This is a genomic window from Curtobacterium sp. MCPF17_018, from assembly GCF_003234135.1.
Classification (GTDB): Bacteria; Actinomycetota; Actinomycetes; order Actinomycetales; family Microbacteriaceae; genus Curtobacterium; species Curtobacterium flaccumfaciens.
Map to the genome: position 1 here is coordinate 108,858 of NZ_QKSJ01000008.1, position 16,951 is coordinate 125,808.

Sequence of the window (16,951 nt, forward strand, 5' to 3'; positions counted from 1 at the left end):
CCGCCCCGGGATCACTCGATCGCTCAGGTCGGCATTCGTGGAACGGGTGTCGAAACCAGGCGAGAAATGGACGAACATCATGACGATGACCGATCCGGTCGCAGACATGCTGACCAGATTGCGGAACGCGAACTCCGCGCACCACGACGCAGTCGCGCTCCCGAGCTCCAAGCTCAAGAAGAACATCGCCGACATCCTCAAGCGTGAGGGCTACATCAGCGAGTGGAAGGTGGAGGATGCCCGAGTCGGGCAGACCCTCACCATCGACCTGAAGTACGGCCCCGAGCGCGAGCGTTCGATCGCCGGCATCAAGCGCGTCTCGAAGCCGGGCCTCCGGGTCTACGCGAAGTCGACGGAGATCCCCCAGGTCCTCGGTGGCCTCGGCGTGGCGATCCTCTCGACCTCCTCCGGCCTCCTGACCGACCGCGAAGCCGAGCAGAAGGGCGTGGGTGGGGAAGTCCTCGCCTACGTGTGGTGATCGACAATGTCACGAATCGGACGTCTCCCCATCGACATCCCCGCCGGCGTCACCGTCTCCGTTGACGGTCAGAACGTGGCGGTCAAGGGCCCGAAGGGCGAGCTCGCGCTCGTCATCGCCGAGCCCATCCAGGCCAAGGTCGAGGAGAACCAGGTCCTCGTCACCCGTCCGGACGACGAGCGCGAGTCGCGTTCGCTCCACGGACTGACCCGGACCCTCATCGCCAACAACATCATCGGCGTGACCCAGGGCTACACCAAGGGCCTCGAGGTCGTCGGCACCGGTTACCGTGTCGCGGCCAAGGGCTCGAACCTCGAGTTCGCGCTCGGGTACTCCCACTCGATCACGGTCGAGCCGCCGGCGGGCATCAGCTTCGCGGTGGAGGGCAACAACAAGGTCACCGTGGCCGGTATCGACAAGCAGGCTGTCGGCGAGGTCGCCGCGAACATCCGGAAGCTCCGGAAGCCCGAGCCCTACAAGGGCAAGGGTGTCCGTTACGCCGGCGAGAACGTGCGCCGCAAGGCCGGAAAGTCAGGTAAGTGATCATGGGACTCCTCAAGACACGAGGCAAGAGCAAGGCGGCCGCCAAGGCGCGTCGTCACAACCGTCTCCGCAAGAAGATCACTGGCACCGAGGCTCGTCCCCGTCTCGCCGTCACCCGCTCGTCGCGTCACGTGTTCGTGCAGGTCATCGACGACTCGAAGGGTCACACCCTCGCCAGCGCCTCGACGATGGAGGCAGACCTCCGCTCGTTCGACGGCGACAAGACCGCCAAGGCCCGTCGCGTCGGTGAGCTCCTCGCCGAGCGCGCGAAGTCGGCTGGCGTCGAGGCCGTGGTCTTCGACCGCGGTGGCAGCAAGTACGCCGGTCGCGTCGCCGCGATCGCCGATGGTGCCCGTGAAGGAGGGCTGAACCTGTGAGCGACAACGCGAACACCAACGAAGACGCCAAGACCGAGGCCGTCGAGGCCACGGAGACCACCGAGGCGAGCACGGAGGCCACGGCCACCGAGGCAACCGCCGAGGCGACCACCGAGGGCGCCAAGACCGGCAAGGAGGCGGAGGCACCTGCCGTCGCCGAGCGTCCGGTCGAGACCGCCGCGGGCTCCGCGTCCAACAACCGCGACTCCGCCGACAACCGTGGCCGTCGTGGTGGCGGTCGTGACCGTCAGCAGGGCCGCGACCGCAACAACCGCGGTGGCGACAGCCAGTTCCTCGAGCGCGTGGTGACCATCAACCGCGTCTCGAAGGTCGTCAAGGGTGGTCGTCGCTTCAGCTTCACGGCGCTCGTCGTCGTCGGTGACGGCAACGGCCTCGTGGGCGTCGGCTACGGCAAGGCCAAGGAGGTCCCCACGGCGATCTCCAAGGGTGTCGAAGAGGCGAAGAAGAACTTCTTCCGCGTCCCCCGCGTCGGTAACACGATCCCGCACCCGGTGCAGGGTGAAGCCGCCGCTGGCGTCGTCCTCCTGCGTCCGGCCGGCCCCGGTACCGGTGTCATCGCCGGTGGTCCGGTCCGCGCCGTGCTCGAGTGCGCCGGCATCCACGACGTCCTGAGCAAGTCGCTCGGCTCGTCGAACACCATCAACATCGTGCACGCGACCGTCGAGGCCCTGAAGCAGCTCGAGGAGCCCCGCGCCGTCGCGAGCCGTCGTGGCCTCGACGTCGAGCGGGTCGTCCCGGCCCGTCTGCTCCAGGCCGAGGCCGCAGCCCTGCGTGCCGCGACCGAGAAGGCAGGTGCGTGATGGCGATGCTGAAGATCACGCAGATCAAGTCCGTTATCAGCGAGAAGCAGTACCAGCGCGACACCCTGCGCAGCCTGGGCCTCAAGCGCATCGGCCGTTCGGTCGAGCGTGAGGACAACTCCCAGAACCGCGGGTACATCGCGACGGTGGCGCACCTCGTGAAGGTCGAGGAGGTCGACGCATGAGCGACGAGAAGAACGAGCGCGTGCAGGTGCTGAAGCTGCACCACCTCCGTCCCGCAGAGGGCGCCAAGAAGGACCGCACCCGTGTGGGTCGCGGTGAGGGCTCGAAGGGCAAGACCGCTGGGCGTGGTACCAAGGGCACGAAGGCCCGTTACCAGGTCCGGGTCGGCTTCGAGGGTGGGCAGATGCCGCTGCACATGCGCACCCCGAAGCTCCGCGGGTTCAAGAACCCGTTCCGGGTCGAGTACCAGGTCGTGAACCTGGACAAGATCTCGGAGCTCTACCCCGACGGTGGCGACGTCACCGTTGCGGGCCTGGTCGCCAAGGGCGCCGTCCGCAAGAACGAGAAGGTCAAGGTTCTCGGTCAGGGTGACATCACCGTGAAGATCACGGTCGCGGTCGACAAGGTCTCGGCGTCCGCCGCCGAGAAGATCGTGGCTGCTGGCGGCACCGTCTCCCAGTAACCCCCGTCGGCGGCCCGTGCGTTTGCGCACGGGCCGCCGTTACGGTTTCCTTGACAGTGGCCGGCATCCGCCAGCCGGGTCGGCCCTGCCGACCGAAACCGGTCCGGCCGCGATCGACGGCCCCGGTCCCACAAGTTCGGAGTCATCGTGTTCAGAGCGGTCGCGCGCATCATGCGCACCCCTGATCTTCGCAAGAAGATCGGCTTCACCCTCGCGATCATCGCGCTGTTCCGTCTCGGGTCGTACATCCCGGCACCGTTCGTCGACTACGCCGCCGTGCAGAGCTGTCTCGCCAGCGCGTCGTCCTCCGGCGGGCTCTACGACCTCATCAACCTCTTCTCCGGCGGCGCGCTGCTGAAGCTCTCGGTCTTCGCGCTCGGCATCATGCCGTACATCACGTCGTCGATCATCGTGCAGCTCCTGCGTGTGGTCATCCCGCACTTCGACACCCTCTACAAGGAGGGCCAGTCGGGCCAGGCGAAGCTGACGCAGTACACGCGCTACCTCACGATCGCGCTCGGTGTCCTGCAGTCCACGACGCTGATCACGGTCGCTCGCTCCGGCGCCCTGTTCGGCACGAACGCCTCCGCGTCCTGCACCTCGATCATCTCGAACGACAGCTGGTACGCCATCATGCTGATGGTCGTCACGCTGACCGCCGGCACCGGCCTCATCATGTGGATGGGCGAGCTCGTCACCGAGCGCGGCATCGGCAACGGCATGTCGCTCCTGATCTTCACGTCGATCGCGGCGCAGTTCCCGTCGGCGCTCTGGGCGATCGAGCAGTCGCAGTCGTTCGAGCTCTTCCTGTTCGTGATCCTGGTCGGACTCGTGATCATGATGGCCGTCGTGTTCGTCGAGCAGTCACAGCGGCGGATCCCCGTGCAGTACGCCAAGCGCATGGTCGGGCGGCGGACGTACGGCGGCAACAACACCTACATCCCGATCAAGGTGAACATGGCCGGCGTCGTGCCCGTCATCTTCGCCTCGTCGCTGCTGTACCTGCCGGCCCTGATCGCGCAGTTCAACCAGCCCTCGGACGGCTCCGAGCCGGCAGCCTGGGTGACCTGGATCCAGAACAACCTGACCTCGGGTGACAACTGGTTCTACATGGTCCTGTACTTCCTGCTCATCGTCGGGTTCACGTACTTCTACGTGGCGATCACCTTCAACCCCGAAGAGGTCGCCGACAACATGAAGAAGTACGGCGGGTTCATCCCCGGCATCCGTGCCGGTCGTCCGACCGCCGAGTACCTCGACTACGTCCTCACCCGGGTGACGCTGCCCGGCTCGCTCTACCTCGGTCTCATCGCGCTCATCCCGCTGGCAGCACTGGCGCTGTTCGGCGCGAACCAGAACTTCCCGTTCGGTGGCGCGAGCATCCTCATCATCGTGGGTGTCGGTCTCGAGACCGTGAAGCAGATCGACTCGCAGCTGCAGCAGCGTCACTACGAAGGGCTTCTCCGTTGAGCGCACGTCTCATCATCGTCGGACCTCCCGGAGCCGGGAAGGGCACCCAGGCCGGCCGCATCGCGGACTCCTTCGGGATCCCCGCGATCTCGACCGGGGACATCTTCCGCAAGAACGTGGCAGAGGGCACGCCCCTCGGCGTGCAGGCGAAGGCGATCATGGACGCCGGCGACTACGTGCCGGACTCCCTGACGAACGAGCTCGTGAAGTCCCGCCTGCGGGAGCCCGACGCCGAGCACGGGTTCCTGCTGGACGGGTACCCGCGCACGGTCGGTCAGGTCGAGTACCTCGACGCGCTGCTCGCCGAGCAGTGCACCGCGATCGACGCCGTCGTGCAGCTCGTCGCCGACCAGGACGAGCTCGTCGGGCGCCTGCTCAAGCGTGCCGAGGACCAGGGTCGCAGCGACGACAACGAGGAGACGATCCGTCGTCGTCAGCAGGTGTACGCCGAGCAGACGGCGCCCATCGTGGCGGCGTACGGCGAGCGTGGCCTGGTGGTCGACGTCGACGGCCTCGGAGCGATCGACGAGGTCGGCGACCGCATCCAGACGGCACTGGCGGGCCGCGGGCTCTCCGCGACCGTCTGACCAGCGTGGTGCGGTTCAAGAAGCCCTCGATCTACAAGACCCCGGACGAGCTCCGGGCGATGGTCCGGCCGGGCCTGCTGACCGCCGAGGCGCTCGACGCCGTCCGGGCAGCGATCCGCCCGGGCATCACGACCGGCGAACTCGACGCGATCGCCGAGCGCACCATCCGTGACGGCGGTGGGATCCCGAACTTCCAGCTCGTGCCCGGCTACCGCCACACGCTGTGCGTGTCGGTGAACGACGAGATCGTGCACGGGATCCCCGGAGAGCGCGTGCTCGCGCCCGGCGACATCGTGTCGGTGGACGCCGGCGCCGAGGTCGACGGCTGGAACGGTGACAGCGCGTTCACGACCGTCGTGCCCGGTGGCGACGCCACGGTCACCGCGGCCCGGCAGACGCTCTGCGACACGACCGAGCGGTCGCTCTGGCACGGCATCGCCGCGCTCGCCCACGCGAAGAACCTGCACGAGGTCGGCTCCGCTGTGGAAGACGCGATCGACGAGACCGGCGCGTGGGGCATCGTCGAGGGGTACACCGGTCACGGCATCGGCCGGTCGATGCACGAGGACCCGCCGGTCTTCAACTACCGCGTCCGTGGCGCCGGCCCTGCCGTCAAGCCGGGGCTGGTGGTCGCCATCGAGCCCATGGTCACGGCCGGCACGATCGACAGCTCGACGGACGACGACGACTGGACGGTCCGGACGCTCGACGGCTCCGACGCCGCGCACTGGGAGCACAGTGTCGCGGTGCACGCGGCTGGGATCTGGGTGCTCACGGCCGCCGACGGCGGCGCTCGGGGCCTGGCCCCGCTGGGTGTGACGCCCGTCCCGATCCCGTAGGACGGGCCTCCGGTCCGGATCCCGTGCCCACGCTCGGCGGATCTGCACGATGCGACGGCCGGGAGGCCCGGCTGGCGTCCGCCGTGTCGCCCACGTCGGGTGGACCCATCCGATCAGTGCCCGACGGACGCCGTGGCGTCGTGTCAGTTGCCGACGGAGCAGGTCTCCTCGGAGGCGCTCTGCCCGGTGATCGACGAGGGCAGCGGCGTCGCCGACGCGGTCGGCGTCCGAGTGGCGGTGGCGCTCGGCGCCGCCGATGGCACGTCGGCGGACGACGAAGTCCCTGACGAACCCGAGGTGCCGGACGGACCCGAGGTCCCGGACGACCCGGTGCTGCTCGACGTCCCGCCGCTGGACGGCGACTCCTCGGACGCGCGACCGGTGCTCGAGTCGCTCAGCGAGGACCGGACGTCGTTCTGCAGCGCCACGTTCAGGGTGTGGGCCGTCTCCTGGTCGACGATCACCCGGGCATCGTCGGCGGGGTCGTCGGCCACCGGGTACTGCACGAAGAGCATGTTGGCCGTGCTCATCCCGCGCAGCGCCGAGGCGAGCTTGACCAGGGTGCCGGTCTGGGCCAGGCCGTCGGACAGCGTCATGTTGGACAGGGCGGCGCCGGCCAGCTTGTAGAGCGTGATCGGGTTCGAGAGCGTGCCGTCCGAGGTGACCTTGCGGAGGAGCGCCGACAGGAACACCTGCTGCGAGCTGATGCGGGCGAGGTCGCTGCCGTCGCCGACCCCGTGGCGGGTGCGCAGGAAGGCGAGTGCGTCCGAGCCCTCGAGGGAGTGCGAGCCCGTCGTGAGGTGCAGGCCGGTGAAGGTGTCGTCGATCGGCTCGGCAACGCACACGTCCACGCCGCCGAGGGCGTTCGACATCTCGATCACGCCGTCGAAGGTGATGAGCCCGGCGTAGGGGATGCTCAGGCCGGTCAGGTTCTCGACCGTGTCCACGACGCAGGAGACACCGCCGTTGCCGAGCGCGGTGTTGAACATCGCCGAGGTGGACGCGGGGTAGGTCGTGCCGGTCGCGGGGTTGGTGCAGGCCGGGATCGGGACCATCAGGTCACGGGGGAAGCTGACCGCGGTGAGCTGCTGGTGGTCCGCCGAGATGTGGATGAGCATCGTGACGTCGTTGCGGGCGCCCTCGACGTCCTCGTCGGAGTCGAACTGGCCGACCCGCGTGTCGCTGCCGATGAGCAGGATGTTCGCTCCGCCCTTGATCGCCGAGATGTCCGCGGTCTTGGCGGTGTTCTGGTCGTCGGTGCTGAGTGCGACCGTCTGCGGCGCGGCGGCGAGCTGCGCGCCTGCGATCGCGGCGACGCTCGTGCCGCTGACGAGCAGGACGGCGACGGCGGCCGCGACGACGGTGACGAGCGTGCCCCAACCCCGACGACGGGCCTGCTTGCCGTGGCTGGCGAAGGGGCGTCGGGTGGCGTCGGGCACGTGTTCTCCGTTCGGTGGTCCGGCGCGAGCTGCTGGTGCGGCGGACGTGGCTGCGGAGCAAAACTACGGTTCGCGCGCAAGTGCGCGCCCGGAGCGCGCCGTCAAACCACTGTGGAACGCTCAGGCACGGCTCCGGAAGCCCCAGACGTGGGGTGTTCCGCGTCCCCACTTGGCAATTGCGGGTTTACCACATAAGATCGATCTTTGGTGTGTCATGCCCTCTCGGGTGTGGCGACCGACCCGCAGACCGGTTCGGGGATCACACCAGTTCCACAACCAAGCGACAGTGAGGCTATGGCCAAGAAAGACGGCGTCATCGAGATCGAAGGCTCGGTGCTCGAAGCTCTGCCCAACGCGATGTTCCGCGTTGAGCTGACGAACGGACACAAGGTCCTCGCGCACATCTCCGGGAAGATGCGCCAGCACTACATCCGCATCCTCCCCGAGGACCGCGTGATCGTGGAGCTGAGCCCGTACGACCTGACCCGCGGCCGGATCGTCTACCGCTACAAGTGATCCGCGAGCTGGAAAGGAACGGCACGGCAATCCTGCCGAGCACGAAGCCAGCGAGCACGAGGAAAGAACCATGAAGGTCAACCCCAGCGTCAAGCCCATCTGCGAACACTGCCGCGTGATTCGCCGCAAGGGCCGCGTCATGGTGATCTGCAAGAGCAACCCGCGTCACAAGCAGCGCCAGGGCTAGTCCCGGGCGCGTGACCGGCGCCGACGGTGTCCATCGGACACCAGGCTGCTCGAGCACGACCCACAACTGAAGATCGACAACGCAGTACCAGAACCCGGTCGCACGACGGCCGGGGGACACCTCGGGGCGGAGGCCCGAGCACCGGTACTGCGCCACACCTCCATCGACAACAGGAGCAGCCATCACATGGCACGTCTAGCAGGCGTCGACATCCCGCGCGAGAAGCGCGTGGAGATCGCACTCACGTACATCTACGGCGTCGGCCGTACCCGCGCCGTCCAGGCACTGACGGAGACCGGTATCTCCGGTGACATCCGCGTCAAGGACCTGACCGACGACCAGCTCGTCGCCCTCCGTGACTTCATCGAGGGCAACTTCAAGGTCGAGGGTGACCTCCGCCGTGAGGTCGCCGCCGACATCCGCCGCAAGGTCGAGATCGGCAGCTACGAGGGTCTCCGCCACCGTCGTGGTCTCCCGGTGCGCGGTCAGCGCACCAAGACCAACGCTCGTACCCGCAAGGGACCGAAGCGCACCGTGGCAGGCAAGAAGAAGGCTCGATAGGAGACCCCGATGGCTACCCCCAAGACTGCCGCGCGCAAGCCGCGCCGCAAGGAGAAGAAGAACGTCGCTGTGGGCCAGGCCCACATCAAGAGCACGTTCAACAACACGATCGTCAGCATCACCGACCCGTCGGGTGCCGTCCTCAGCTGGGCGTCCTCGGGTGCCGTGGGCTTCAAGGGTTCGCGCAAGTCGACGCCGTTCGCGGCGCAGCTCGCCGCCGAGTCCGCTGCGCGTCAGGCGCAGGAGCACGGCGTCAAGAAGGTCGACGTCTTCGTGAAGGGCCCGGGTTCGGGTCGCGAGACCGCGATCCGCTCGCTCCAGGCCGCTGGCCTCGAGGTCGGCTCGATCAACGACGTCACGCCGCAGGCGCACAACGGGTGCCGCCCGCCCAAGCGCCGTCGCGTCTGACGCGAGGAGCAACCGGCCGCGCCCTGCTCGTCCCCTGACCGGATCCGTTCCGGCGAGGGCGGGCAGGGCCCGCGGCCATTCCTGGTCGTTCGATCGCGCACGTGTGTGCGCGTGATCACAACTCAACAGACCCGTCGGGGCCCATGCGGCCCCGTCGTACCGCCAAGTGTCATATAGCGGACACTTCGCCGAAAGGAATCCCACAGTGCTCATTGCACAGCGCCCCACCCTGACCGAGGAGCCGATCTCCGAGCACCGCTCGCGCTTCGTCATCGAGCCGCTCGAGCCGGGCTTCGGTTACACCCTCGGCAACTCGCTGCGCCGCACGCTCCTCTCCTCGATCCCCGGCGCGGCTGTCACCAGCATCCGCATCGACGGCGTCCTCCACGAGTTCAGCACCGTTCCCGGTGTCAAGGAAGACGTCACCGAGATCATCCTCAACATCAAGAGCCTGGTCGTCTCCAGCGAGCACGACGAGCCCATCACGGCGTACCTGCGCAAGCAGGGTGCCGGTCAGGTCACCGCAGCGGACATCTCCGCTCCGGCCGGCGTCGAGATCCACAACCCGGAACTCGTCATCGCGACCCTGAACGACACCGCGCGCTTCGAGCTCGAGCTCACGATCGAGCGTGGCCGTGGCTACGTCTCGGCGACGCAGAACCGTTCCGAGTTCAGCGAAGCCGGTCAGATCCCGATCGACTCGATCTACTCGCCGGTCCTCAAGGTCACCTACCGCGTCGAGGCGACGCGTGCCGGTGAGCGCACGGACTTCGACCGCCTGGTCGTCGACGTCGAGGCGAAGCCGGCCATCACGCCGCGCGACGCCATCGCGTCGGCCGGCCGCACGCTGGTCGAGCTGTTCGGGCTCGCTCGCGAGCTCAACACGGCGGCCGAGGGCATCGAGATCGGCCCCGCGCCGGTCGACGCCGTGCTCTCGAACGAACTGCAGACCCCGATCGAGGACCTCGACCTGTCGGTCCGCAGCTACAACTGCCTGAAGCGGGAGGGCATCAACACGGTGTCCGAGCTCGTCGCCCTGTCGGAGACGCAGCTCATGAACATCCGCAACTTCGGTCAGAAGTCGGTGGACGAGGTCAAGGACAAGCTCACCGAGCTCGGCCTGTCCCTCAAGGACACCGTCCCCGGATTCGACGGCGCCCACTTCTACAGCGGGTACGACGAGGACGAGTCCAACAACTGACCTCGCGCTCACGCGCAAGCGCGCTGACACCGCGCGCACCACTTTCACCACTGGAGAACTGACATGCCGAAGCCCACCAAGGGCCCCCGCCTCGGTGGCGGTCCCGCCCACGAGCGCCTGCTCCTGAGCAACCTCGCCAACGCCCTCTTCACGCACGGTCGCATCACGACCACCGAGACGAAGGCCAAGCGCCTCCGCCCGGTCGCCGAGCGTCTCATCACGTTCGCGAAGCGGGGCGACCTGCACGCGCGTCGTCGTGTGATCAGCATCCTGCGCGACAAGTCCGTCGTGCACACGCTGTTCACCGAGATCGCCCCCCAGGTCGAGGACCGCCAGGGCGGTTACACCCGCATCACGAAGCTCGGCTTCCGCAAGGGCGACAACGCTCCGCTGGCGTCGATCGAGCTCGTCCTCGAGCCCGTCTCGAGCACGCCCGCTCCGGTCAAGCGCAACTCGGCTCCGGCCGCTGCTGCCGCCCCGGTCGACGAGCCCGCCGCTGACGAGACCGCCGAGGAGGCCCCGGTCGAGGAGACCGAGACCACCGAGGAGTCCGCCCCGGTCGAGACCGAGTCCGAGACCGAGGCTGCTGCCGAGGTCGAGGCCGACGCCGCCGAGAAGTCGGACGACGCCGACACCAAGTAGTCCGGTGCCCTCCGGGGCGCCGCACCACCACGAGGAAGCCCTCGCGACCCAGGTCGCGGGGGCTTCCTCGCGTGCACGGACTCCACGGCACGAGCGACGCGCCGCGTAGGGTGGCCGACCGGTACGACAGGGAAGGAAGTCATGGCGTTCCAGCACGTTGCGGGTCTGGGGACACGGGTCTGGCGGTGGAGCCGGACCTCGGGCACGCAGCCGCGCCTGCTGCACGCCGGCAAGGCCGCCGCCGCTGCGGTGATCGCCTGGCTCGTGGCGCAGCACATCCCGGGCGTCGCGGCCGAGTACCCGCACTACGCGCCACTCGGCGCCGTCGTCGCGATGCAGACCACGGTGTTCGCGGGCATCCGGAGCGGTGTGCAGACCCTGGTCGGGATCGCCCTCGGCATCCTCATCGCCGCGTTCACGATGTGGGTCGGCGATCCCGGCTTCCTCGCGATCGCGCTCGCGGTCGGCGTCGGGGTGCTGGTCGGCGGGTTCCGCGTGCTGGGGGAGGGGAGCTCGTGGGTGTCGACCGCGGCGCTCTTCGTGCTGCTCGTCGGCGGCGCGCACGCCGAGGGCTACTCGCTCGGGTACCTCGTGCAGATGGCCGTGGGTGTCGTCGTCGGGCTGCTGGTCAACTTCCTGGTGTTCCCGCCGCTGCACTTCTGGGACGCCGAACACCGCATCGACGCGGTGAACGGTGTGCTGGCGGACCACCTCGACGGGCTGGCAGCCGTGCTCGAGGAGGGCAAGCGCGACGAGAAGGCGTGGGACCACCAGCAGGACCGCCTGGACCGCGCGATCGCGGACGTCCGGTCGCGGGTGGCGATCGCGCACGAGAGCCGCCGGCTCAACCCCCGTGGGGCACTGCGTGGGTCGCGAGCGCGGCTCCAGAAGGACGGCGGACGCTTCCGGGCACTGGAGCGCGTCGCCTGGTACACGACCGACCTCACCGAGCTCGTGGCGCGCTCCGGTCCGGTCTCCGAGGGTGTCGGGCGTCCGGACCCCGCGTTCGCCACCCCCATCGCCGAAGCGCTGCGGAAGATCGCCAGCACGATCCGCGGTGACTCCCCGGAGGACCAGGCCGAAGCGGCCATCGCACGACTCGAGACCGCGCTCGACGAATCGCGTGAGAACCCCTCCCACGTCGCGGTCACCTCGGCCGCGCTCGTCGCCCTGCGCGGGATCGTCGAGTCCGAGCGGCGCGCCACCGACGACCTCGACACCCGGACCGGTCCGTCGGCGTTCGGCCGTCCGCGCGGCTGAAGGGGTGCGGGCGGTCGCCGTCCGGCGGACCGAGCGCGGGCCGGGAGGCACGGATCACCCCCGCTACGGTGGTCACGTGGACGAGACGGTCGGCTTCCAGGACCCCGACAGCACGGGTGACGTGCGGCTGCGACTGGACATCGCCTACGACGGGGCGGCGTTCTCCGGGTGGGCTCGGCAGCCCGGGCTCCGGACGGTGCAGGGCGCGCTCGAGAGCGCACTCGCCACCGTCTTCACCCGCTGGGGCGAACCGCCGTTGCTCACCGTCGCCGGACGCACCGACGCCGGGGTGCACGCCACGGGGCAGGTCGCACACCTGGACCTGTCGGCGGAGCAGTGGGCAGCGCTCACCGCCAAGCGCGGGACGGGTCGCTCACCGCTCGACGGGCTGGTCAAGCGGGTCAACGGCATCGCAGCACCCGAGGGGGACGTCGTCGTCACCGGTGCCTCGGTGGCGCCCGCCGGGTTCGACGCCCGGTTCTCCCCGCTCTGGCGCCGGTACGAGTACCGGATCGCGGACGCCGACGCCCCGCGCGATCCACGTCGGCGCGGGCACACGGTCTGGCACGCGGCGCGGCTCGACCCGGCAGCGATGGAGCGCGGTGCGCTGACGTTGCTCGGGCTGCACGACTTCGCGACGTTCTGCAAGCCGCGCGAGGGGGCGACGACCATCCGGACGTTGCAGCAGTTCCGCTGGGACCGCGAGCCGGACGGCGTGCTGGTGGCGCGCCTCCAGGCCGACGCCTTCTGCCACTCCATGGTCCGGGCGATGGTCGGCGCGACCATCGCCGTCGGCGAGGGCCGCTTCGGCCCGGACCGCCTCGAGGAACTCCGCGTCGCCGAGGAACGCACGAGCGCCTTCAAGACGGCGCCGGCGAAGGGACTGACCCTGACCGAGGTGGGGTACCCGGCGGACGCGGAGCTCGCGGAGCGGGCGGAGCAGACCCGGGCCCGACGGTCGGTGGACGGTAGCGTCGAGGGATGAGCCCGCGCGAACCCCGTTCCGTCGTGTCCGTCGCCCCCGGAGTCGTCTTCGTCGAGGGTCCGGTGTCCAACTGGGTGGTGCTGGCGGAGGAGGACGGCGTCGCGCTGATCGACGCCGGGTACCCGGCCGACACCGACCTCGTGCTCGACACCGTGCGCGCCGCCGGACACGACCCCGCCGATCTCCGTCGCGTCTACGTGACGCACGGACACGTCGACCACGTCGGCGGCATCCCCGGGATCCTCGAGCGGTACCCCGACGTCGAGGTGCTCGCCCACGCCGACGAGCTCGCCAACGTGCGCGGACCGGAGCGGCAGCAGGTCACCCCGGCGGAGATCGGCGGCCGGCTCGCCAGCCCCCGTGTGCTCGCCTGGCTGGTGCGGGCGATCCGATCCGACGCCCTGCGGCCCACCACCGTGCCGTCCGCTCGCGCGTTCACCGGTGCGGACTTCGCGGGTCGGGCGATCTCGCCGTTCCCGGCCGTCGGCCACACCGACGGCTCGACCGCCTACCTGCTGCCCGCGGCGGACGCGATCGTCACCGGCGACGCCGTCGTCAGTCGGCACGACACCCAGCCGGGGTCGTGGGCCCCGCGCCCGCGGATGATCACACCGTTCTTCACCGCCGACCAGGACCGCGCGCTCGAGTCCGCACGGGCGCTGCCGTTCCCGGCTCTCGTGCTGCCGGGACACGGACCGGCCGTCCGACGTGTGGGTGGGACGTGGCTGCCGTTCGGCTGATGCCGCGCGATCGGCTGTGCCGCAGAACGCGATCGGCTGATGCCGCGCGATCGGCTGATGTTGCCGAACGCAATCATTTACCTCGACGCAACCTGAATGTCCCCGCAGGTCGGTAGCGTGCGGTCATGGCCAACACCCTCGGGCGCACTCTGCTGTGCGCCACGGCGGCCGCGACGCTCCTCGCGGCTCCACTCGTCACCGTCACCGCAGCGACCGCGAACCCCGAGGGGACCGACCTCGTCATCGAGGAGGCCTACCTGAAGGCGGGGAGCAAGGGCGCGTTCTACAACGAGAAGTTCGTCGAGATCGGCAACCCGACCGACGCCGCCGTGTCGCTCGACGGGTGGTCGTTGCAGTACCGGTCGGCCACGGGCACCGGCACGTTCTCGGCCAGTGCGCTCCAGGGCACCGTGCCGGCGAAGGGCACCTTCCTGGTGTCGATGGCGGGCAACGGCGGGGCCACCCCCGCCGGCGAGGACCTGCCCGCCGCCGACGACACCGCGACGCTCAACCCATCGGGTACCACCGGCACGCTCGTGCTGTCCGACGCCACCGCACCCCTGGCACTCGCCGCCGGACCCGTCGCCACCGGCACCGACGGCGTGGTCGACCTGCTCGGCTACGGCGCCTCGAACACGTTCGAGTCGGCCGTGCGCACCGTGACCGGGGACAACTCCGTGCCGAACGGCCTGGTCCGCCAGGGCACCACGGACACCGACGTCAACGGTGCGGACTTCTCGGTGACGACGACGCTCACCCCGCGGAACGCCGCGGGCGAGACGACGGCACCGACCGAGCCCACGGAACCGACCGACCCGGGTGACGGCGGGACCCCGACGCCCGGCACCCCCGCCGAGACGGTGACCATCGCCCAGCTGCAGGGCACCACGGACACCTCGCCGTACGTCCGCAAGAACGTCACGACGGACGGCGTCGTCACCGCGGTCTACGGCACCGGCGGCTTCAACGGCTACACGATCCAGACCCCGGGCACCGGCGGCGCGATCGACCTCGCCGCCCACACCGCGTCCGACGCCGTGTTCGTCTTCTCGTCCGCCACCGCCGGGCTGGTGCACGAGGGCGACCACGTGCGAGTCACCGGCGCCGTCTCCGAGTACTTCGGCCTGACCGAGCTCACGGTGTCCGGGGCCTCGTCGGTGCAGCAGCTGACCGACCCCGTCGCGGCACCGCAGCCGGCCGCGGTCGCGTTCCCGTCGTCCGACGCCCAGCGCGAGTCGCTCGAGAGCATGCTCGTCGCTCCCCAGGGGGCGTACACCGTCGCGGACAACTACACGACGAACCAGTACGGCGAGGTCGTGCTCGCCAGCGGCACGAAGCGCCTGGTCCAGCCGACCGAGGTCGGCCGACCGGGCAGCGCCGAGGCGAAGGCCGTCGAGGCCGACAACGCCGCGCGCAAGGTCACGCTCGACGACGGTGCGAGCACCAACTTCCTGACCCAGGCGAACCAGGGCATCCCCGTGTCGTGGCTCACCCAGGGCCCGGTCACCGTCGGGGCCGCAGCCACCTTCACCGAGCCGGTCGTCCTCGACTACCGCAACAACGGGTGGAAGTTCCAGCCGACCGCGCCGATCACGGGTGCGACCCCGGCCGCCGAGCTGCCGGCGTCGTTCTCGAAGGTGCGCCAGCCGGCACCGCAGGACGTCGGTGGTGACCTGAAGCTCGCCGGCTTCAACGTGCTCAACTACTTCCCGACCACGGGCGACGAGCTCACCGGCTGCAAGTACTACACGGACCGTGCCGGAGACCCCGTCACGGTGAACTCGGGCTGCGATGCCCGCGGTGCCGCCGAGGAGGAGGACTTCCTGCGCCAGCAGGTCAAGATCGTCAAGGCGATCAACGGCCTGGACGCCGACGTCGTCTCGCTCGAGGAGATCGAGAACTCCGTCCGCTTCGGTCAGGACCGCGACGCCGCCGTGGCCACCCTGGTCGACGCGCTCAACGCCGCCACCGGCCAGGACACCTGGGCCTACGCGAAGTCCCCGGCCGTCGTGCCCGCGAGCGAAGACGTCATCCGCCTCGCCATCATCTACAAGAAGGACCGCGTCGAGCCCGTCGGCGAGTCGACGATCCTGCTCCACGACGCGTTCACGAACGCCCGCCAGCCCGTCGCGGACGCGTTCCGCCCGGTCGGCGGCACCGCGGACGACGACTTCCTGGTGATCGCGAACCACTTCAAGTCGAAGGGCTCCGGCACCGGCGAGAACGCCGATCAGGGCGACGGACAGGGGGCGTCGAACGCCGACCGCGTCGAGCAGGCGAAGGCCCTCGTGACGTTCTCCACCGACATGCAGGAGCAGTACGGCACCGACAAGGTGTTCATGCTCGGCGACTTCAACGCGTACAGCAAGGAGGACCCGGTGGTGGTCCTCGACGAGGCCGGCTACACCGACCTCGGCCCGGCGCTCGACAGTACCGAGTACTCGTACGTGTTCTCCGGCCTGAGCGGTTCGCTCGACCACGTGTTCGCGTCGAAGGCCGCGCTCGAGACGGTCACGGGCGTGGACATCTGGAACATCAACTCGGTCGAGTCGGTGGGCCTGGAGTACAGCCGCTACAACTACAACGCGACGAACCTGTACAACGACGACGTGTACCGGGCGAGCGACCACGACCCGATCCTGGTCGGGTTCGACCTGGACGCCGCGGGCACCGACCCGGGCACGGACCCGACGCCGGTTCCGACCCCGACGCCGGTGCCGAACCCGACGCCGGCCCCGGTGCCGCCGGTCGACGGGAGCACGCCGCCGGTTGCCCCGGTTGCTCCGGTGGCGCCGTCGGTGTCGCTGTTGACGGAGGCGAGCCGTGGTGGGGTGTCGGCTCCGTCGTCGGCTCGTGCGGGGGAGACGATCACGGTGACGGTCGGCACCGCGTCGGCCGGTGACACGGTGAACGTGTGGCTGTTCTCGACCCCGACGCTGATCGGGACCGCGGTGGTGGCTGCGGACGGGACGGTGCGGGTGACGATCCCGGCGGGCACCGCGGCTGGGGTGCACCGGTTGGTGGTGACGGCTGCGGACGGGTCGTTGATCGGGTGGACCCCGATCACGATCACCACGGATGGGCAGCTCGCGTTCACGGGTGCTGCGGGCCTCGGTGCCGGTGCGGTGGTGGCGTTCCTGCTGCTCGCGGCGGGTGCGGGTGTGCTGGTCGTGCGTCGCCGACGTCGGGCTGTGGCTGCGGAGTAGTCCCCACGCCCCACGGGGGTGGGTGGTGTGCAGGAACGGTCGGGT

Annotated in this window: 20 protein-coding genes; 19 read left to right on the forward strand and 1 reads right to left on the reverse strand. The window is 69.6% G+C overall.

Annotated elements, in window-relative coordinates; all coding sequences use genetic code 11:
* Positions 1-79: 79 nt before the first annotated feature.
* The 9 genes from rpsH to map all read left to right on the forward strand — a co-directional run bounded on the left by rpsH (position 80) and on the right by map (position 5,761).
* Positions 80-478 carry a 30S ribosomal protein S8 gene (gene rpsH / locus DEJ27_RS10975; protein ID WP_017885519.1) on the forward strand — a complete coding sequence of 133 codons (399 nt, stop codon included), beginning with the start codon at positions 80-82 and terminating at the stop codon, positions 476-478.
* Between the two features lie 6 nt (positions 479-484).
* Positions 485-1,021, forward strand: coding sequence for a 50S ribosomal protein L6 (gene rplF, locus DEJ27_RS10980; RefSeq protein ID WP_017885518.1), 537 nt, complete (start codon positions 485-487; stop codon positions 1,019-1,021).
* Positions 1,022-1,023: 2 nt separating this feature from the next.
* The gene (rplR, locus tag DEJ27_RS10985; RefSeq protein WP_027466725.1) at positions 1,024-1,398 is read left to right on the forward strand and encodes a 50S ribosomal protein L18; all 375 of its coding nucleotides are present in this window, start codon (positions 1,024-1,026) and stop codon (positions 1,396-1,398) included.
* The gene (rpsE, locus tag DEJ27_RS10990) at positions 1,395-2,219 is read left to right on the forward strand and encodes a 30S ribosomal protein S5 (protein WP_110859501.1); all 825 of its coding nucleotides are present in this window, start codon (positions 1,395-1,397) and stop codon (positions 2,217-2,219) included. Before rplR ends, rpsE begins: the two co-directional genes overlap by 4 nt.
* The gene (rpmD, locus tag DEJ27_RS10995; protein WP_017885515.1) at positions 2,219-2,404 is read left to right on the forward strand and encodes a 50S ribosomal protein L30; all 186 of its coding nucleotides are present in this window, start codon (positions 2,219-2,221) and stop codon (positions 2,402-2,404) included. Before rpsE ends, rpmD begins: the two co-directional genes overlap by 1 nt.
* A complete protein-coding gene (rplO, locus tag DEJ27_RS11000; protein WP_017885514.1) occupies positions 2,401-2,865 on the forward strand; it encodes a 50S ribosomal protein L15 in 465 nt (154 codons plus the stop codon). The genes rpmD and rplO overlap by 4 nt, the downstream gene beginning before the upstream one ends.
* A 147-nt stretch (positions 2,866-3,012) precedes the next feature.
* The gene (secY, locus tag DEJ27_RS11005) at positions 3,013-4,335 is read left to right on the forward strand and encodes a preprotein translocase subunit SecY (RefSeq protein WP_027466722.1); all 1,323 of its coding nucleotides are present in this window, start codon (positions 3,013-3,015) and stop codon (positions 4,333-4,335) included.
* On the forward strand, positions 4,332-4,922 hold the full coding sequence (locus DEJ27_RS11010) for an adenylate kinase (RefSeq protein WP_110859502.1): 591 nt from the start codon (positions 4,332-4,334) through the stop codon (positions 4,920-4,922). The genes secY and DEJ27_RS11010 overlap by 4 nt, the downstream gene beginning before the upstream one ends.
* A 59-nt stretch (positions 4,923-4,981) precedes the next feature.
* The gene (gene map, locus DEJ27_RS11015) at positions 4,982-5,761 is read left to right on the forward strand and encodes a type I methionyl aminopeptidase (protein WP_375231896.1); all 780 of its coding nucleotides are present in this window, start codon (positions 4,982-4,984) and stop codon (positions 5,759-5,761) included.
* Between the two features lie 143 nt (positions 5,762-5,904).
* Here map and DEJ27_RS11020 read toward each other — a convergent pair whose 3' ends face one another.
* Positions 5,905-7,200: an LCP family protein gene (locus DEJ27_RS11020; RefSeq protein WP_110859504.1), complete on the reverse strand. Its 1,296-nt coding sequence runs from the start codon at positions 7,198-7,200 to the stop codon at positions 5,905-5,907.
* A 294-nt stretch (positions 7,201-7,494) separates the two neighbouring features.
* On the opposite strand from DEJ27_RS11020, the gene infA reads away from it, so the two are divergent.
* From infA to DEJ27_RS11070, 10 genes are all read left to right on the forward strand, one after another.
* Positions 7,495-7,716, forward strand: coding sequence for a translation initiation factor IF-1 (gene infA, locus DEJ27_RS11025; RefSeq protein WP_017885509.1), 222 nt, complete (start codon positions 7,495-7,497; stop codon positions 7,714-7,716).
* A 70-nt stretch (positions 7,717-7,786) separates the two neighbouring features.
* The gene (gene rpmJ, locus DEJ27_RS11030; RefSeq protein WP_022903266.1) at positions 7,787-7,903 is read left to right on the forward strand and encodes a 50S ribosomal protein L36; all 117 of its coding nucleotides are present in this window, start codon (positions 7,787-7,789) and stop codon (positions 7,901-7,903) included.
* Positions 7,904-8,089: 186 nt separating this feature from the next.
* Positions 8,090-8,464, forward strand: a complete 375-nt coding sequence (gene rpsM / locus DEJ27_RS11035) for a 30S ribosomal protein S13 (protein WP_017885508.1) — start codon at positions 8,090-8,092, stop codon at positions 8,462-8,464.
* Positions 8,465-8,473: 9 nt separating this feature from the next.
* Positions 8,474-8,872, forward strand: a complete 399-nt coding sequence (gene rpsK / locus DEJ27_RS11040; protein ID WP_017885507.1) for a 30S ribosomal protein S11 — start codon at positions 8,474-8,476, stop codon at positions 8,870-8,872.
* A 205-nt stretch (positions 8,873-9,077) separates the two neighbouring features.
* Entirely contained in the window at positions 9,078-10,073 is a 996-nt protein-coding gene (locus tag DEJ27_RS11045; RefSeq protein WP_017885506.1) for a DNA-directed RNA polymerase subunit alpha, read from the forward strand.
* A 63-nt stretch (positions 10,074-10,136) separates the two neighbouring features.
* Entirely contained in the window at positions 10,137-10,715 is a 579-nt protein-coding gene (gene rplQ / locus DEJ27_RS11050; RefSeq protein WP_110859505.1) for a 50S ribosomal protein L17, read from the forward strand.
* A gap of 141 nt (positions 10,716-10,856) precedes the next feature.
* The gene (locus DEJ27_RS11055) at positions 10,857-11,975 is read left to right on the forward strand and encodes an FUSC family protein (protein WP_111090912.1); all 1,119 of its coding nucleotides are present in this window, start codon (positions 10,857-10,859) and stop codon (positions 11,973-11,975) included.
* A 76-nt stretch (positions 11,976-12,051) separates the two neighbouring features.
* Positions 12,052-12,960 carry a tRNA pseudouridine(38-40) synthase TruA gene (gene truA / locus DEJ27_RS11060; protein WP_110859507.1) on the forward strand — a complete coding sequence of 303 codons (909 nt, stop codon included), beginning with the start codon at positions 12,052-12,054 and terminating at the stop codon, positions 12,958-12,960.
* A complete protein-coding gene (locus tag DEJ27_RS11065) occupies positions 12,957-13,700 on the forward strand; it encodes an MBL fold metallo-hydrolase (RefSeq protein WP_110859508.1) in 744 nt (247 codons plus the stop codon). Before truA ends, DEJ27_RS11065 begins: the two co-directional genes overlap by 4 nt.
* Positions 13,701-13,825: 125 nt before the next feature.
* The gene (locus DEJ27_RS11070) at positions 13,826-16,906 is read left to right on the forward strand and encodes an ExeM/NucH family extracellular endonuclease (protein WP_181430136.1); all 3,081 of its coding nucleotides are present in this window, start codon (positions 13,826-13,828) and stop codon (positions 16,904-16,906) included.
* The last annotated feature ends 45 nt before the right edge of the window (positions 16,907-16,951 follow it).

Coding starts and splice junctions, on each gene's coding strand:
- rpsH (WP_017885519.1), top strand. CDS start 80: ATGACGATGACCGATCCGGTCGCAGACATGCTGACCAGATTGCGGAAC.
- rplF (WP_017885518.1), top strand. CDS start 485: ATGTCACGAATCGGACGTCTCCCCATCGACATCCCCGCCGGCGTCACC.
- rplR (WP_027466725.1), top strand. CDS start 1,024: ATGGGACTCCTCAAGACACGAGGCAAGAGCAAGGCGGCCGCCAAGGCG.
- rpmD (WP_017885515.1), top strand. CDS start 2,219: ATGGCGATGCTGAAGATCACGCAGATCAAGTCCGTTATCAGCGAGAAG.
- rplO (WP_017885514.1), top strand. CDS start 2,401: ATGAGCGACGAGAAGAACGAGCGCGTGCAGGTGCTGAAGCTGCACCAC.
- map (WP_375231896.1), top strand. CDS start 4,982: ATGGTCCGGCCGGGCCTGCTGACCGCCGAGGCGCTCGACGCCGTCCGG.
- infA (WP_017885509.1), top strand. CDS start 7,495: ATGGCCAAGAAAGACGGCGTCATCGAGATCGAAGGCTCGGTGCTCGAA.
- rpmJ (WP_022903266.1), top strand. CDS start 7,787: ATGAAGGTCAACCCCAGCGTCAAGCCCATCTGCGAACACTGCCGCGTG.
- rpsM (WP_017885508.1), top strand. CDS start 8,090: ATGGCACGTCTAGCAGGCGTCGACATCCCGCGCGAGAAGCGCGTGGAG.
- rpsK (WP_017885507.1), top strand. CDS start 8,474: ATGGCTACCCCCAAGACTGCCGCGCGCAAGCCGCGCCGCAAGGAGAAG.
- rplQ (WP_110859505.1), top strand. CDS start 10,137: ATGCCGAAGCCCACCAAGGGCCCCCGCCTCGGTGGCGGTCCCGCCCAC.
- DEJ27_RS11055 (WP_111090912.1), top strand. CDS start 10,857: ATGGCGTTCCAGCACGTTGCGGGTCTGGGGACACGGGTCTGGCGGTGG.
- DEJ27_RS11065 (WP_110859508.1), top strand. CDS start 12,957: ATGAGCCCGCGCGAACCCCGTTCCGTCGTGTCCGTCGCCCCCGGAGTC.
- DEJ27_RS11070 (WP_181430136.1), top strand. CDS start 13,826: ATGGCCAACACCCTCGGGCGCACTCTGCTGTGCGCCACGGCGGCCGCG.